This is a genomic window from Streptomyces sp. PCS3-D2 (genome assembly GCF_000612545.2).
Classification (GTDB): domain Bacteria; phylum Actinomycetota; class Actinomycetes; order Streptomycetales; family Streptomycetaceae; genus Streptomyces.
In genome coordinates this window covers 118,235-136,022 of sequence record NZ_CP097800.1, presented here as the reverse complement: position 1 = coordinate 136,022, position 17,788 = coordinate 118,235, and the positions used below count along the sequence as shown (strand labels likewise).

The 17,788-nt window shown below is 74.7% G+C and carries 3 protein-coding genes; 2 read left to right on the top strand and 1 reads right to left on the bottom strand.

Annotated features, from left to right (window positions below; all coding sequences use genetic code 11):
* Positions 1-7 precede the first annotated feature (7 nt).
* Complete coding sequence (locus tag AW27_RS00335) at positions 8-1,567, bottom strand: class I adenylate-forming enzyme family protein (protein WP_037917609.1); 1,560 nt, start codon at positions 1,565-1,567, stop codon at positions 8-10.
* Positions 1,568-1,777: 210 nt separating this feature from the next.
* On the opposite strand from AW27_RS00335, the gene hemA reads away from it, so the two are divergent.
* Both hemA and AW27_RS00325 read left to right on the top strand, forming a co-directional pair.
* Positions 1,778-3,022 (top strand): 5-aminolevulinate synthase, encoded by a 1,245-nt coding sequence (gene hemA, locus AW27_RS00330; RefSeq protein ID WP_037917612.1) that lies wholly within the window; start codon positions 1,778-1,780, stop codon positions 3,020-3,022.
* A 283-nt stretch (positions 3,023-3,305) separates the two neighbouring features.
* A complete protein-coding gene (locus AW27_RS00325; protein WP_037917615.1) occupies positions 3,306-17,777 on the top strand; it encodes a type I polyketide synthase in 14,472 nt (4,823 codons plus the stop codon).
* The last annotated feature ends 11 nt before the right edge of the window (positions 17,778-17,788 follow it).

The window sequence follows — 17,788 nt, the reverse complement described above, 5'->3', positions numbered from 1 at the left end:
GGCGGTCTCACGCGCCCGCTTCGGCGGCCAGCCGCGCCTTGTCCGGCTTGCCGACGCCGGTGAGCGGCAGGGCGGGCCGGACGCGGATGTCGGCGGGGACGTGCTTGGGCGAGATGGTGGCCCGGATGTGCTCCGCCAGCTCCTCGGGGGTGACCGCGCCCGGTGCGCGCAGCACCACGGCGGCGTGCAGGTGCTCGATCCGGTCCCGGTCCTTGACGCAGAAGACGGCGGCCTGCGCGACATCGGGGTGGGCGAGGAAGGCGTTCTCCACCGTCACCGGATGGATCTTGATGCCGTTGGTCTTGATCACCTCGCCGATCCGGCCGCGGAGGTGGAGGTAGCCGTCGCCGTCGACGAAGCCGAGGTCACCGGTGTGCACCCAGCGGTCCCGTACGGTCCGGGCGGTGAGCTCGGGTTCGGCCACGTACGCGCTCATCGTGAACGCCGACCGTACGCAGACCTCGCCGATCTCGCCGAGCGACAGGTCGCGGTGGTCGTCCGGGTCGGTGATCCGCACCCAGCCGGGCATCGGCCGGCCGACCGTTTCCCGCAGCCGGGGGTCGAGGTGCTCGGCGGGCGAGAGCATGCTGACGAAGCCCGCCTCGCTGGTCGCGTACACCTGGATCAGTACGTCGCCGAAGACCTTGACCGCCTCGGCCAGCCGCTCGGGGGACGCGGGGGAGCCCACGTACGTCACCATCTGGAGGCTGGAGAGGTCGGTCGAGCCCACCTCCGGCCGGTCCATCAGCAGGTAGAGCTGGGGAGGTGAGAGCAGCATCCGGGTGATCTTGTACTGCTCGATGCAGCGCAGCGCGTCACCCGGGTCGAAGCCGTCCCGCAGGACCACCGAGCCGCCGGACGCCAGGGAGTCGTCGGCCGTGGCGCCGCTGGAGTGGCTGAGCGGGAGGCAGGCCAGGTAGACCGACCGCCAGCCCATCTGGAGCCCGGCCGAGATGAAGCCGTTGCGGGTGCGGAAGTCGAAGGCGATGCCCTTGGGCTCGCCCGTCGTGCCGCTCGTGTAGGTGACCACCGCGGGCCGGTCGAGCCCTATCCCCATGCCGGACGGGTCCAGCGCGTCCGCGTCGCCGGCCGTCAGGTCCAGGACGTCCGGACCGAGGTCGCCGAGGGCGACGAGGGCGAGCGGGGTGCCCAGCCGCTCGCGCAGCTCGCGGGCGGTCGCGACGTTCTCCGCGTCGACTGCCAGGTGCGTCGCGCCGGTGTCCCGGAGGATCTTGAGTTTGGCGTCGGCGGCCAAGTGGTCGGCCGGGTCGACCGCGTTGGTGGTGTGCAGGTGGACGACGGTGGCCCCGATCAGGTTCGCGGCGTAGCGCAGGACCAGGGTCGGGCCGGTGTTGGTGACGGTGAGGATGGCGACCACGGTGCCGGCCGTGCCGCCGCCCGCGTCGCTTCCGCCGGCGTGCCGGTGCAGGGAGTGCGCTGCGGACCGGACCAGGGCGGTCAGCTGCGCCGCGGTAAGCGTCCGGTCCCGCCAGGAGAGGACCACTTTCTCCGGCTCGGCGGAAATTACCTCAAGGATCTGGCTGACATACGTTTCGTTCGACGGCATAGAGAACTCCAGTGGTGCCGTGTCGAGGAATTTCGGCAGAGCCTACAACAAGCAAAGCGGGTGTACCAGGAGTGTGAATTGAAGAAACGGCCGCATCGGGGGTCTTGAATTGTCGCAGACCGCGTCATCGAAGTGATATTCCGCTCTGGGACAATCCCCTCTACCAGTCCGAGCCCCGTATCGGCGCAGCCTTCGGAGAAAAGGGTCGTCATGAATCAATACTTGGAGCTCTTCTCGCGGCACATGAAGGAAGGCGGGTCCGCAGAGGCGAAACGGGAGTTTCTGGAGGTCAGCCGGCTCGCCGGGAAATTTCCCGCGGCCCGGAGCCTGCGCGACGGCATCGGCTCCGAGATCAGCGTGTGGTGCAGCAACGACTATCTGGGAATGGGTCAGCACCCGCTGGTGCTCGCCGCGACCCGGGAAGCCCTCGACGCGTACGGCGCGGGCTCGGGCGGCTCCCGGAACATCGGGGGGACCAACCATTACCACGTACTGCTGGAGCAGGAACTCGCAGATCTGCACGGCAAGGCCAACGCCCTCCTCTTCACGTCGGGATACACCGCCAATGACGGCGCCCTCACGGTCCTCGCCGGCCGGCTGGGCGACTGCGTCGTCTTCTCCGACGAGATGAACCACGCCTCGATCATCGACGGACTCCGCCACAGCGGCGCCGAGAAGCGCATTTTCCGCCACAACGACACCGCGCATCTCGAAGAGCTGATATCCGCCACCGATTCCGACCGGCCGAAGATGATCGTCATGGAGTCGGTCTACTCGATGGGCGGTGACGTTGCCCCGCTCGCCGAGATCGCCGCCATCGCCCGCAAGCACGGCGCGATGACCTTCCTCGACGAGGTCCACGCGGTCGGCATGTACGGGCCGCAGGGAGCAGGCATCGCCGCGAGCCTGGGCCTGGCCGACGAGTTCACCGTCATCATGGGCACCTTGGCCAAGGGCTTCGGCACTACCGGCGGCTACATCGCCGGTCCCGCCGAACTGGTCGACGCGGTACGCGGTCTGTCCCGCTCCTTCATCTTCACCACGGCCCTGCCCCCCTCGGTCGTGGCGGGCGCGCTCGCCGCCGTCCGGCACCTGCGCGCCTCCGACGAGGAACGCGACCGGCTCCGCGAGAACGCCCGGCTGACGCACCGGCTGCTCACCGAACACGGCATCCCCTTCGTCTCCGACGAATCCCACATCGTCTCGATCTTCGTCGGGGACGACGCGCTCGCCCAGCGGATCTCCGGCCTGCTGCTGGAGCGCCACGGCATCTACGTGCAGTCGATCAACGCGCCGAGCGTGCGGGCCGGTCAGGAGATCCTCCGGAGCGCGCCCGGTGCCGTCCACGAACCCGCCGCGGTCGCGGAGTTCGTCGCGGCCCTGGACGGCATCTGGGAGGAGCTGGGCGTGACGCGCGCACCGGGCTGGCGCCGGTCCGCCGTGACGCACGGCTGACCCGCCCCCGAGGTGCGCGCGGCCCTCCCGCACTCCGCGACCCGCCCGCCCCCGTACCCGTACACACGCCGTACACGTGCCCGTACGCGTACCCCTGTCCGTGTCGCGGCCTGCGCTATCGGGCTGCTATGCGGCTTAGGAAAGATCGGCGTCGCAGGTCCGGCGGAGGTACGCGCCGGGCATGACGAAGGCGCCCCGGCCGGCGCGGGACCCGCGGGAGCGGGCGCCCGCCCAGGTCCGGTGACGGAAGGTCCTGCTCGCCGTGAAGGAGTCCGAAGACACGATGGCGCACCCCGACGGTACGGAAGCACCGCTGCTGTGGACACTGGCCGGCAACGGCAAGGACGCGCTGGCGGCCGGAGCACGCGAGCTGCACGCGCACCTGGCCGGCCGTGACGACTGGAGTCCGCAGGACGTCGCGTTCACCCTCGCGCGCACCGCGTCCGGAGGGAGCCGGCGGGCGGCACTGGTCGCGGACGGGCGCGACGGTTTCCTGGAGCGGCTGGACGCGCTCGCCGAGGGCCGGACCATGCCCGGCCTGGTGGAGGGGTCGGCCGCCGGGTCCGCCCGGCGGGTCGCCTTCGTGTTTCCCGGACAGGGCGCGCAGTGGCCTCGGATGGCGGTCGACCTGCTGGACGCCTCCCCGGTGTTCCGCGACCGGATGGACGCGTGCGCGCAGGCCCTGGAACCCTTCATCGACTGGTCACTGATGGACGTGCTCCGCGACCCGGACGCGCCCGGCGCCCCCGCGGCCGACCGCGCCGACGTGGTGCAGCCCGTGCTGTTCGCCGTGACGGTGTCCCTGGCCGCGCTGTGGCGCTCACACGGGGTACGGCCGGACGCGGTGCTCGGCCACAGCGTCGGCGAGGTCACCGCCGCCGAGGTCTCCGGCGCGCTGTCCCTGGACGACTCCGCGCGCGTGGTGGCTTTGTGGAGCCAGGCCCAGGCCACGCTGGCCGGGCGCGGGGACATGGTCTCCGTGATGGCCCCGGCCGGCGAGGTCGAACCGCGGCTGGGCCGCTGGGACGGCCGCCTCGTCGTCGCCGCGCACAACGGCCCGCGGTCCGTGATCGTCTCCGGCGACCGCGACGCCGCGGCCGAACTCCTCGACGGACTCGCGGCCGACGGGGTGCACGCACGGCGGATCGCGGTGGGCCTGGCCGCCCATTCCCCGCACATCGACGAGATCGTCCCCCGGATGCGCGCCGACCTCGCCCCGGTCCGCCCCCGCACCCCGCACCTGCCCTACTACTCCGGGCTGACCGGCGGACGGCTGGACGTCCCGATCCTGGACGCCGACTACTGGTGCCGCAACCTGCGCGGCACGGTCCTCTTCCGGCAGGCCGCCGGAGCCCTGCTGCGGGACGGCCACGACGTCCTGCTGGAGGTCAGCCCGCACACCGTGCTCACTTCCGCCCTCACGGACACCGCGCAGGAGCGCGGCACACAGGCCGCCGTCCTCGGCACGCTGCGCCGCAACCAGGACGGGCCGGGCCGGTTCCTGACCTCGCTCGGTGAACTGTACGTACGCGGTGCCGCGCCGGGCCCCGACCCGGAGGCACGCTCCGCCGGGCCGGGCACCCTCGTACCCGAACTCCCGCTGGCGGCCCTCACGGAGGCCGTCCCGGCGGGCGCGTCCGGAGCGGCGGACGGGCACGGGACGGCGGACGGCGACGGGCAGCGGGACGACGGCGCCGCGTTCCGCGCGGAGCTGGCCGCCATGGACCCGGCGGAGCAACGCGCCGCGCTGGCCCGGCTGGTGGCAGCGGAGACCGCCGCGCTGACCGGGCGGTCCGACCCGGTCCCCGGCCGACTGGCCTTCCTCGACCTCGGATTCGACTCCGTCACCGCGGTGGAGCTGCGCAACCGGCTGAGCGCGGCGACGACGCTGCGCATCCCCGCGACGGTCGTCTTCGACTGCCCGACCCCGGACGACCTGACCGCGTACCTGTGCGCCGCGCTCTCCGGTGAACGGCCCGGTGAGGACGCCGACGCGGACGCGCCTGTGCCGGTGCGGGCCGCGGACGACGACCCCGTGGTGATCGTCGGCATGGGCTGCCGCTACCCCGGGGGCGTCGGCAGCCCGGACGACCTGTGGGAGCTGGTGTCGAACGGCGTCGACGCGGTCTCCGCGCTGCCCGACAACCGCGGCTGGGACCTCGCCGGGCGCTACGACCCCGCGCCGGGGACACCGGGCCGCTACTACCAGCGCGAGGCCGGGTTGCTGTACGACGCGGCCGACTTCGACGCGGAGTTCTTCGGCATCTCGCCGCGCGAGGCGCTGGCCATGGACCCGCAGCAGCGGCTCCTGCTGGAGACCACCTGGGAGGTGCTGGAGCGGACCGGGATCGAACCGTCCACCCTGCGCCGCACCCGGACGGGCGTCTTCGTCGGCGCGATGACCATGGACTACGGGCCCTCCCTCGAACAGGGCGCCGACGCGGGCGGCCACCTGCTGACCGGCAACACCGGAAGCGTCGCCTCGGGCCGGCTGGCCTACACCCTCGGGCTGGAGGGAGCGGCGGTCACCGTCGACACGGCCTGCTCCTCCTCGCTGGTCGCCCTGCACCTCGCGGTACGTGCGGTGCGGTCGGGGGAATGCTCGCTGGCGCTCGCCGGAGGCGCCACCGTGATGTCCACGGTCGGCATGCTCGTCGAGTTCAGCCGGCAGGGCGGCCTGGCCCCCGACGGCCGCTGCAAAGCGTTCGCGGCAGCGGCCGACGGCTTCGGCCTGGCCGAGGGCGTGGGCATGCTGCTGGTGGAGCGGTTGTCGGACGCGCGGCGGAACGGGCATCCGGTGCTGGCGGTGATCCGTGGTTCTGCGGTGAACCAGGACGGTGCGAGCAATGGGTTGACGGCGCCGAACGGTCCGTCGCAGCAGCGGGTGATCCGGGCGGCGTTGGCGGACGCGGGGTTGTCGGCTGCCGAGGTGGACGTGGTGGAGGCGCACGGTACGGGGACCCGGCTGGGTGACCCGATCGAGGCGCAGGCGTTGTTGGCGACGTACGGGCAGGGGCGTCCGGCGGACCGGCCTGTGTGGATCGGCTCGCTCAAGTCCAACATCGGACACGCCCAGGCCGCGGCGGGCGTGGGCGGGGTCATCAAATCGGTGCTGGCCCTGCGGCACGGAGTGATGCCGAAGACGCTGCACGTGGACGGCCCGACGCCCGAGGTGGACTGGTCGGCGGGAGCCGGCCAGTTGCTCACGGAGGCCCGTACGTGGGACGACACGGGCCGTCCGCGACGGGCGGGCGTGTCCTCCTTCGGGATCAGCGGCACCAACGCCCATGTGATCGTGGAGGCGGCGCCGGCCGACGAACCGGCCGGGGAACCGGGCGACGGGCCGTCCGTGCAGCCGGGCGGGACGGTGGTGTGGCCCCTGTCGGCACGCACCCCGGAGGCGCTGCGCGCGCAGGCGGCGGCGCTGTCGGCCCGGGTCGGCGACGGGTCGGGCGCCGAGGCCGCCGACGTGGGCTTCTCGCTGGCCACGGGCCGCGCCGTCTGGGGACACCGCAGGGCGCTGGTCGGTGACGGCGACGAACTCCGGGCGCTGCTGCAGCAGTTGGCCGATGGCGACGCGGAGCCGGGACCGGTGCGCGGGGAGGGGTTATTGCCGACCGACGCCACGGTGTTGGTGTTTCCGGGTCAGGGGTCGCAGTGGGTGGGGATGGCTGTGGAGCTGCTGGCTGGGTCGGTGGTGTTCGCGGGGCGGATGGCGGAGTGTGAGCGGGCTTTGTCGCCGTTTGTGGAGTGGTCGTTGGTGGAGGCGTTGGGGTCGGGGGAGTTGCTGGGGCGGGTTGATGTGGTGCAGCCGGTGTTGTGGGCTGTGATGGTGTCGTTGGCGGAGGTGTGGCGGTCCTATGGCGTGACGGCCGATGCGGTGGTGGGTCATTCGCAGGGTGAGATCGCGGCTGCGTGTGTGGCGGGTGGTTTGAGCCTGGAGGATGGGGCTCGGGTGGTGGCGTTGCGTTCGCGTGCGGTGGGGGTGTTGGCGGGTCGGGGTGGGATGGCGTCGGTGCCGCTGCCGGCGGACGCGGTGCGGGAACGTCTTGCCGGGTGGGATGGTCGTCTGTCGGTGGCCGCGGTCAACGGGCCTTCGTCCACGGTGGTGTCGGGTGATGCGGACGCGGTCGTGGAACTGGTGGCGGAGTTCGTGGAGGAGGGGGTGTGGGCGCGCCTGATCGAGGTCGATTACGCCTCGCATTCTTCGCATGTGGAGGAGATTCGCCAGCAGTTGCTCGCGGATCTGGCCGGGGTCGTGCCGGGCTCGGGTTCGGTGCCGTTCTTCTCGACGGTGACGGGTGGTTGGCTGGATACGAAGGCGCTGGATGCGGAGTACTGGTACCGCAACCTCCGGCAGACGGTCTGCTTCGAGGAGGCGACCCGTGCGCTGCTGGACAGCGGGCACCGCGTCTTCATCGAAGCCAGCGCCCACCCGGTGCTGGGCGTGGCCGTGGCGGAGTCGGTGGAGGCCGCGGGTGTGGACGCCGCGGTGCTCGGCACTCTGCGTCGTGGTCAGGGTGGTCTCGATCAGGTGCTGCGTGCGGTGGGCCGGGCCTGGGAACGCGGTGTGGGCGTGGACTGGTCGGGGGCGTTTCCGGGAGCGCGGCGGGTCGAGCTGCCGACGTACGCCTTCCAACGCAGCCGCTACTGGCTGACGGCACCCGCCCCCGTACCCGCTCCGGCCGCCGAGGACCGCTGGGACGACCTGGAAGGGCAGGACCCGGCCCGGCTCGCCGAGACCCTGGGCGTCGGCCGTGACGCCCTGGACGAGGTGCTGCCCGCCCTGGCCGCCTGGCGCTCCGCCCGGACCCGTGAACGGCGGGCGGAATCCTGGCGCTACCGCGTCACCTGGACGCCCCTGTCGGTCGCCCCGGCGGACGGACTCGCCGGCCGCTGGCTTGCTCTGCGCCCCGAGAGCGATGCCGCGGCGGCCGTCCTCGACGCGCTCCGCGATGCCGGAGCCGACCTGATTCCGTGCGTCGTCGCCGGTCCGGGCACCACCCGTGGGGAACTGGCCGTGCTGCTCACGGATGCCGTCGGGGGACAGCCGATCGCCGGAGTGCTGTCGCTGCTGTCCTGGGAGGAGCGCACCCACCCCCAGCACCCCGACCTCCCCGGCGGCCCGGCGCTGACCCTCGCGCTGGCCCAGGCGCTGGAGGATGCGGGCATCGACGCCCGCCTCTGGACGCTGACCACCGGAACGGCGGCCCTGGGCGGCGCGGAGCGGCCCGGAACCGTCGGGCAGGCCGCGTCCGCGGCCCTGGGCCGGACCGCGGCCCTGGAACACCCGCACCGCCGGGGCGGCCTGGTCGACCTGCCCGAGGTGCTGGACGCGCGCGCCGCCCGCCGCCTGTGCGCGGTGCTCGCGGGAGCCGTGGCCGACGAGGAGCAGGTGGCGGTGAGGTCCACCGGCATCCACGGACGGCGCCTGCGCCCCGCCCCTTCCGCTTCCTCCGCTGCCCCTCTCGCCGCGCCGTCGGAGGGCCGTGCGGACGGCCCGGCCGTCCCGGTGCGGCCCGGTCCGAAGTGGCAGGGCACGGTCCTCGTGACCGGTGGCACCGGTGGCGTCGGCTCGCACACGGCGCGCTGGCTCGCGGGCCAGGGCGCGGAGCGGCTGCTGCTGGTCAGCCGCCGCGGCGCCGACGCACCCGGTACGGACGCCCTGCGAGCGGAACTGACGGCGCTGGGCGCCGAGGTGGCCTTCGCCGCCTGCGATGTAGCCGACCCGGTCGCCCTGGCGGCGCTGATCGACGCCATCCCGGTGCAGTACCCGCTGTCCGCCGTCATCCACGCGGCGGGCGTCCTGGACGACGGCGTGCTCGACGCCCTCGACCCGGCCCGGCTCGCCGTGGTGATGCGCGCCAAACTGACCGCCGCGCGGAACTTGCACGAGGCCACCGCGGGCCTGAACCTCTCGGCCTTCGTGGTGTTCTCGTCCGTGATGGGCGTCCTGGGCAACGCCGGGCAGGGCAACTACGCCGCCGCCAACGCCGCCGTGGACGCGCTCGTCGCCGCCCGACGGGCCGCCGGACTGCCCGGCACCTCCGTGGCCTGGGGCGCCTGGGCCGGGCCGGGCATGCTCGCGGACGACGTCGCCGCGCGGCTGCGGGACTTCGGCATGCCGGTGATGGAACCCGAAACGGCCGTCACCGCGATCGGTCGGGCCCTTGCCGAGGACGACGCGCTGGTGATGGTCGCTGACATCGACTGGCGGCGCTTCACCGCGGGCATGGGGCTGCGCTCCACCGCCCTGCTGGACGCGCTGCCGGACCCGGCCGGGGCCCCGGCCGCCCCCGACACCGGCGCACCGCCGGCCCGGGACGGCGGCTCCGCCGACGGAGCCCACGACGCCGACACCCTGCGGCAGCAGGTCGCCGTACTGCCCCGCCACGAGGACCGAGTCCGGACCCTCACCGAGCTGGTACGCGCCCACGCCGCGGCGGTCCTGCGCCACCCCGACGTGAACACGGTCCAGCCCGCCAAGGCGTTCTCCGCGCTCGGCTTCGACTCACTGACCGCCGTGGAACTGCGCAACCGCCTCGCCACCGCCACCGGACTCGCCCTGCCCGCCACCGTCCTCTTCGACCACCCCACCCCGTCGGCCCTCGCCGACCGGCTGCTCGCCGAACTCGGCCTCCCGGACGCGCCGGAGGAGACCGCCGCTCCCGTCGCGACCGGGGCGCACCGCACCGCGGAGACCGGCCGCAGCGAGCCGATCGCGATCGTCGGCATGGGCTGCCGCTTCCCCGGCGGAGTCACCCGGCCCGAGGACTTCTGGCAGCTGCTGTCCGAAGGCACCGACGCCGTCGGCGACTGGCCCTCGAACCGGGGCTGGGACACCGAGGGCCTGTACGACCCGGACCCCGACCGGGCCGGCACCACGTACAGCAGGCAGGGCGGTTTCCTGCACGACGTCCCCGAGTTCGACGCCGAGTTCTTCGGCATCTCGCCCCGCGAAGCCCTGGCCATGGACCCGCAGCAGCGGCTGCTCCTGGAGACCACCTGGGAGGCTGTCGAGCGCGCCGGCCAGGACCCGACCGCACTGAAGGACCGCCAGGTCGGGGTCTACATCGGCACCAATGGCCAGGACTACTCCGCGCTGCTGGAGGGCGCCGAGGGCATCTCCGAAGGCCACCTGCTGACCGGCAACACGGCCAGCGTGCTGTCCGGACGGCTCTCTTACGTCCTCGGCCTCCAGGGGCCGTCGCTCACCGTGGACACCGCGTGCTCGTCGTCCCTGGTGGCGCTGCACCTGGCCGTCCAGGCCCTGCGCCGCGGCGACTGCGAACAGGCCCTCGCGGGCGGGGTGACGGTGATGAGCACACCGAAGCTCTTCGTCGAGTTCAGCCGTCAGCGCGGACTCGCCGCCGACGGACGCTGCAAGGCGTTCTCCGCCGAGGCGGACGGCACCGGCTGGGGTGAGGGCGCCGGCGTCCTGCTGCTGGAGCGCCACAGCGACGCCCTGCGCCACGGCCACCCGGTCCTCGCGCTGATCAGCGGCACCGCCGTGAACCAGGACGGCGCCAGCAACGGGCTCACCGCACCCAACGGACCCTCCCAGCAGCAGGTCATCCGGGCCGCGCTCGCCGACGCGGCGCTGCGTGCCGACCAGATCGACGCGGTCGAGGCCCACGGCACCGGGACCCGGCTCGGCGACCCGATCGAAGCGCAGGCCCTCCAAGCCGTGCACGGGCCCGGCCGCCCCGCGGACCGGCCGCTGTGGCTCGGCTCGGTGAAGTCGAACATCGGGCACACCCAGGCCGCGGCCGGGGTGGCCGGGGTGATGAAGATGGTGCTGGCCATCCGCCACGCCGAACTCCCGAGCACCCTCCACGCGGATGCGCCGAACCCGCACGTCGACTGGTCCGGCGGCGCGATCCGGCTGCTCACCGGGCACACCCCGTGGCCGCGGACCGGGGGCCCGCGCCGGGCGGGCGTGTCGTCGTTCGGCATCAGCGGGACCAACGCGCACGCGATCATCGAGCAGGCGCCCGTCATCGCGGTCGTGCCTGCCCCGGACCCGGCCGACGCCGGCACCGCGGACGAGACCGGCACCCATGGCGCCACTGGCGCCGCGGCCGTCGCCGCGGTCACCGCGACCACGCCCACCGCCCGCCGGACCGGCCCGCCCGTGCCGCTGCTGCTGTCGGCCAGGACGCCGGAGGCGCTACGGACGCAGGCAGATCGGCTGGTGGGCCGGCTCGACGCCGACCCGGACCTCGAACTGGCCGACGTCGCCTACTCGCTGGTCACCGGACGCGCCCCGCTCGAACACCGGGCCGCCGTCCTGGGGCAGGACCGGGCGTCCGTCCGGCGCTCACTGACCGCCCTCGCGCGGGGTACCACGGCGGGCCGGCTGCTCACCGGCGGCGCCGGGCACTCCGGCCGGACCGCCTTCCTCTTCCCGGGACAGGGCAGCCAGCGGGCCGGGGCCGGCGCCGGGCTCTACCGCGACGACCCGGTGTTCGCCGATGCCCTCGACGAGGTGCTGACCGGGCTCGACCCGCACCTCGACCTGCCCCTGCGCGACGTCCTGTTCGCCGCGCCCGGAACCCCCGGGGCGGAGCTGCTCGACCGCACCCGCTACACCCAGCCCGCGCTGTTCGCCCTGGAAACGGCCCTGTTCCGGCTCGTCCGGCACTGGGGCGTGCGGCCCGACCTACTGATGGGGCACTCCATCGGCGAGCTCGCCGCCGCCCACGCCGCGGGCGTACTGGACCTCGCCGACGCCTGCGCGCTGGTCGCGGCCCGGGGCCGGCTGATGGACGCGCTGCCCGCGGGCGGAGTGATGGTGGCAGTGGAGGCCACGGAGGAGGAAGTGCGCGAGGCCCTGCACGACGGCCTCGCGGCCCGCGCCGCGCAGGACCCGGAGCGGGGCGCGGTGGACGTCGCTGCCGTCAACGGGCCCTTCGCCGTGGTCCTGTCCGGCGACGAGGACGCGGTAAGGCGGCTGGCCGGGGCGTTCCGCTCCCGCGGCCGGCGCATCCGGCGCCTCAGCGTGAGCCACGCCTTCCACTCCGCCCGGATGGACGGGATGCTCGAGGCGTTCCGGGACGTGGCCGAGTCGCTGACCTACCACGCGCCCGGCATCGAGATCGTCTCCAACCTGACCGGCCGGACGGCCACGGCCGCCGAACTCCGCTCCCCGGACCACTGGGTGCGCCACGTACGGGACACCGTCCGCTTCCTGGCGGGGGCCCGCCGGCTGCGGGCCGAGGGTGCGACGACGTTCCTCGAACTCGGCCCCGGCGGCGTGCTGTCCGGCATGCTGCACACCTGCCTCGCCGACCCCGAAGCCGGTCCCGAAGAAGCCGCCCCTGGCACCGATACCGCTTCCGCCTCCGCTTCCAGCGCCCACCGGACGGTGCCGCTGCTGCGCGACGGCCGGGCCGAGACCGACGCGGTCCGCACCGCACTCGCCTCGCTGCACCTGCACGGCGTACCGGTGGACTGGTCGGCGGGCTGGAGCGGCACCGACGTACGCCGGGTCGACCTGCCCACCTACGCCTTCCAGCGCAGGCGCTTCTGGCCGGAAGCCGCCCTCGACCCGGCCCCCGCAGCCTGGCGCTCCCGCCGGGCGATCGAGGCCCCGGCCGGACCGCAGCGCTACCGCATCGCGTGGCAGCCGCTCACTGCGCCCGCCGAGGCCCGGCTCTCCGGCCGCTGGCTGCTCGTCACCCCGGACGGACCCGGCGCCGAGGACACCGCGCTCGCCTGCGAACAGGCCCTTGCCGGACACGGCGCCGACGTGGTCGTGATCCGGGTCGGGGCTACCGTCGAACGGACGGAACTGGCCGCACTGTTGCCGGAGTTCGGCGCCCTGGAGGGCGTCCTGTCGCTGCTGGGCCTGGCCGAGGGAACCCATCCGCGGCTGCGCACGCTCGACGCCTGCCTGACCGGGACCCTGCTGCTGCTCCAGGCCCTGGGCGAAAGCGGCATCGACGCACCCCTGTGGTGCGCCACCCGCGGTGCGGTGGCGGCCGACGGCACCACACCGGTCCGCCCCGAGCAGGCCCAGGTGTGGGGCCTGGGCCGGGTTGCGGCGCTGGAGCACCCGCGGCGCTGGGGCGGCCTGGTCGACCTGCCGGAGCTGCTGGACGGAGCCGTGCTGGAAGGGCTGTGCGCGGTGCTGGCCGGACACGACGGCGAGGACCAGGTGGCCGTACGCGCGCCGGGACTCCTGGGCCGCCGCCTCGTCCCCGCACCGGGACCCGCGGCGCCCGGGCCCGCACCGTGGACCCCGCGCGGCACGGTCCTCGTCACCGGCGGCACCGGAGGCCTCGGCGCCCAGGTGGCGCGCTGGCTGGCGGAGCGCGGCGCGGAGCACCTCGTACTGCTGAGCCGGCGCGGGCCCGAGGCGCCGGGAGTCGACGCCCTCGTCGCCGCGCTGGCGGAGCTCGGGGCCCGGAGCACCGTACTGGCCTGCGACGTCGCCGACCGGACCGCACTGGAAGGGGTCCTGGCGCGACTACGCGCCGAGGACGACACCGTACGGGCCGTGGTGCACACCGCGGGACTGACCTCCGACACCCCGCTCGCCGACTGCACTCCGGAGGAGCTGGCCGCGGACACGGCGGCCAAGACGCGGGGCGCGGCGCACCTGGACGCCCTGTTCGAGGGCGTCGGACTCGACGCGTTCGTGCTGTTCTCCTCGATCTCGGCCACCTGGGGCAGCGGCGGTCAGGGCGCGTACGCGGCGGCCAACGCCTACCTGGACGGCCTGGCCGCGGCGCGCCGCGGCCGCGGCCTGACGGCGGCCTCGGTGGCTTGGGGCCCCTGGTCCGGCGCGGGCATGGCCGACGGCGCCACCGGGGACGGCCTGCGCCGCCACGGCCTGGTGCCGATGGACCCCGCGGCGGCCCTCGCCGCGCTCGGGCTGGCACTGGACCTGGACGAGACCGAAGCGGTGGTCGCCGAGGTCGACTGGAGCCGCTTCGCTCCCACCTTCGGATCCGTGCGCGCCAGTGCGTTGCTGCGCGGACTGCCGGCCGCCGCGGAGACCCCGCCGCCGGACGGCGGCCCCGCCGCGGACGCCCCCGCCGGAGCCGGTACGGGCGGCGACCCGTCGTGGCGGCAGCGGCTGGAGCGGCTGTCCGGGCCGGAGGGCCGCAAGCTGCTGACGGAACTGGTCCGCAGCGAGGCGGCGGCGGTGCTGGGCCACGAGTCGGCGGGCGAGTTCGCGGCCGAACGCCCCTTCCGGGAGGCGGGCTTCGATTCGCTCACCGCCGTCGAACTCCGCAACCGGCTGGTCGAGGTCACCGGCCTGCCGCTGGCCCTCACCTCCGTCTTCGACCACCCGACGGCAGCCGCCCTCGCCGTGCACCTCTTCGACGGACTGAGCGACACCGAAGCCGACACCGAAGCCGAAGCCGCGGCCGTCGGCGGCCCGGCCGGACCCGCGGTGGACGACGAGCCGCTGGCCATCGTCTCGATGGCCTGCCGCTTCCCCGGCGGCGTCCGCTCGCCCGAGGACCTGTGGCGGCTGGTGGACGACGGGGTGGACGCGGTCGCCGCGCTGCCCGCCGACCGCGGCTGGTCGCTGGACACCCTCTACGACCCCGACCCCCTGCACCCCGGGACCTTCTACACCACCGGAGGCGGATTCCTGGACGGGGCGGCCGAGTTCGACGCGGAGTTCTTCGGCGTCTCGCCGCGCGAAGCCCTGGCCATGGACCCGCAGCAGCGGCTGCTGCTGGAGACCAGCTGGGAGGCGCTGGAGCGGGCCGGACTCGACCCCGCGTCGGTACGCGGCAGCGAGGGCGGCGTCTACGTCGGCGTCGCGACCCAGGGCTACGGAACCGGCCCGCAGAACCCGTCCGACGAGGTCGAGGGGCACCTGCTGAGCGGCACCGTCACCAGCGTCGCGTCCGGTCGCATCTCCTACACCCTCGGACTCGGCGGCCCCGCCGTGACCGTCGAGACGGCCTGCTCGTCCTCGCTGGTCGCCCTGCACCTGGCCGGGCAGGCGCTGCGCGCCGGGGACTGCTCGTTCGCTCTGGTCGGCGGCGCCGCGGTGATGGCGAGCCCGGACGTCTTCGTCGAGTTCAGCCGTCAGCAGGGGCTCTCGCCCGACGGCCGCTGCCGCTCCTTCGCCGAAGGCGCGAACGGCACCGGCTGGGGCGAGGGCGTGGGCGTGCTGCTCGTGGAACGCCTCTCCGACGCGCGCCGCCTCGGGCACCCGGTCCTCGCCCTCGTCCGCAGCACCGCGGTCAACCAGGACGGCGCCAGCAACGGCCTGACCGCCCCCAGCGGCCTCGCACAGCAGCGGGTCATCAAGGCCGCGCTCGCCACCGCCGGACTGGCCGGTACCGACATCGACCTGGTCGAGGCCCACGGCACCGGCACCGTACTCGGCGACCCCATCGAGGCACAGGCCCTGCTGGCCACGTACGGCCAGGACCGGCCCGAGGGGCGGCCGATGTGGCTGGGGTCGCTGAAGTCGAACATCGGGCACACCCAGGCCGCCGCAGGGGTCGCCGGGGTCATCAAGACCGTCCTCGCCCTCCGCCACGGCGTCCTGCCCCGCACCCTGCACGCCCAGGAGGCGTCGAGCCGGGTCGACTGGTCGGCCGGCGCGGTCCGGCTGCTCGCGCAGGCCCGCCCCTGGGACGCCCCGGACGGGAACCGGCCGCGCCGGGCCGGGGTCTCTGCCTTCGGCATGAGCGGCACCAACGCGCACGCCATCCTTGAGGAAGCCCCCGCCGACAGCGCCCCGCCGGCCGAAGGCGCGCCCGACGAACGGTCCGGCGACGTCGCGGACACCGAAGCCACGGGGGCCACCGCGGAAACCGTGCCGTGGCTGCTGTCCGCCATGACCCCCGCGGCCCTGCGCCGCCAGGCCCGCCGGCTGGCCGAGCACCTGCGCGCCGACGGCGGCCGGGACGCCGCCGGAGCGGCCCGCGCGCTCGCCACCACCCGCCCCCCCCTGCCGTTCCGGGCCGCCGCCACCGGCCGCGACCGCGACGCGCTCCTCGGCTGGCTGGACGCCCTCGCCGCCGGCGAACCCGCGCCCCACGCCGTACAGGACCGGGCGCGCGGCGGCCGTACCGCCTTCGTCTTCCCCGGCCAGGGCGCGCAGTGGGCCGGGATGGCCGTGGCCGCGCTCGACACCTCCGAGGCGTTCGCCGCCACGATCGCCGCCTGCGAACGCGCCCTCGCCCCGCACACCGACTGGTCCTTGACCGAGGTGCTCCGCGGCGCGCCCGGCGCACCCTCGCTCGACCGCGTGGACGTCGTCCAGCCGGTGCTGTTCGCCGTGATGGTGGCGCTCGCCGCGCACTGGCGGGCCACCGGGGTCACCCCCGACGCGGTCGTCGGACACAGCCAGGGCGAGATCGCCGCCGCCTGCGTCGCCGGAGCGCTCTCGCTCGACGACGCGGCCCTCGTGGTGGCACGGCGCAGCCGGGCGCTGCTGCGGCTGGCCGGGCGCGGCGGCATGGTGTCGGTCGCCGCCTCCGCCGAGCGGACCGCCCGCCTGCTGCCCGACGGCGGACGCGTGGGCGTGGCCGCGGTCAACGGCCCGGCGGCCGTGGTCGTCGCCGGAGAGCCGCAGGAACTGGCCGCCCTGCTCGAAGCCTGCGAGCGGGAAGGCGTACGAGCCCGGGCGATCCCGGTGGACTACGCGGCGCACTCGGCCCAGGTCGCCGAGATCGAGGACGAACTGCGCGAAGCCCTCGCCGGGATCCGCCCGCGGGCCTCGGCCGTCCCGCTCTACTCGACGGTGACTGGCGAACCGGTCGCCGGAGAATCGCTCGACGCCGCCTACTGGTACCGCAACCTGCGCGAGCCGGTCGACTTCGTCGGTGCGACCCGCACCCTGGTGGACGCGGGCCACACCCTGTTCGTCGAGGTCGGCCCGCATCCGGTGCTGCTCGCCGGGATCGAGGCGGTGGCCGACGACGCCGGCCGGGAGGTGGCGGCGGTCGGCACGCTGCGCCGCGGCGACGGCGGCCGGGACCGCCTGCTGGCCTCCCTGACCGAAGCGTGGGCGAGCGGCGGCGGCCCGGTGGACTGGACGCCCTGGACGGGAACCGCCGACCCGGACGCCACACCCTTCCTGCTGCCCACCTACCCCTTCCAGCGCGACCGGTACTGGCTGCCCACCCCCGGCCGTCCGGCCGCCACGGTCCCCCGTACCCCAACGGAGCCCGTCGAGCCCGTCGAGCCCGTCGAGCCCGTAGAGTCGGGCGCGGCCGCGGGCGACGACGAGGACACCCCCGCCGTCCTCCTGGCCGCCCGGCTGGCCCCACTGGACCGGCAGGCCCGCCGTCAGGCCGTACTCGACCTGGTCATCCGGCACGCCGCCGCGGTCCTGGGCCATCCCGGCACCGGTCCGGTCCGCGCGGAGCGCTCCTTCTCCGAGGTCGGCTTCGACTCGATGCTCGCGGTGCGGTTCCGGAACGTGCTGGTCGAGGCGACCGGGCTGCCCGTACCGCCGACGGTCGTCTTCGACCACCCGACGCCCGACGCACTCGCCGCACACCTGGATGCGGAGCTCTCCGCCGCGCCCGCACCGCCCTCGCCGCTGCTGGCCGAACTGGACCGGCTGGCCGTGCTCCTCGCGGCCGTGCCGCCCGGAGCGGCCGGCACCGACGGGGTCGGCGAACGACTGGACGCGCTGCTGCGCGGCTGGGGCCGGCGCGGAGCCGGCCCGGACGGCGGGGCCCCACCGCCCGCACCCGCCGAGGACACCGCAACCGCCACGGCGGACGAACTGTTCGCCCTGCTCGACAACAACTTCGGCAACGCCTGAGAGAGAGCTGG

What these genes read in the sequence shown, in the direction of transcription:
- AW27_RS00335 (WP_037917609.1), bottom strand. Translation starts at nt 1,567, where the DNA reads ATGCCGTCGAACGAAACGTATGTCAGCCAGATCCTTGAGGTAATTTCC.
- hemA (WP_037917612.1), top strand. Translation starts at nt 1,778, where the DNA reads ATGAATCAATACTTGGAGCTCTTCTCGCGGCACATGAAGGAAGGCGGG.
- AW27_RS00325 (WP_037917615.1), top strand. Translation starts at nt 3,306, where the DNA reads ATGGCGCACCCCGACGGTACGGAAGCACCGCTGCTGTGGACACTGGCC.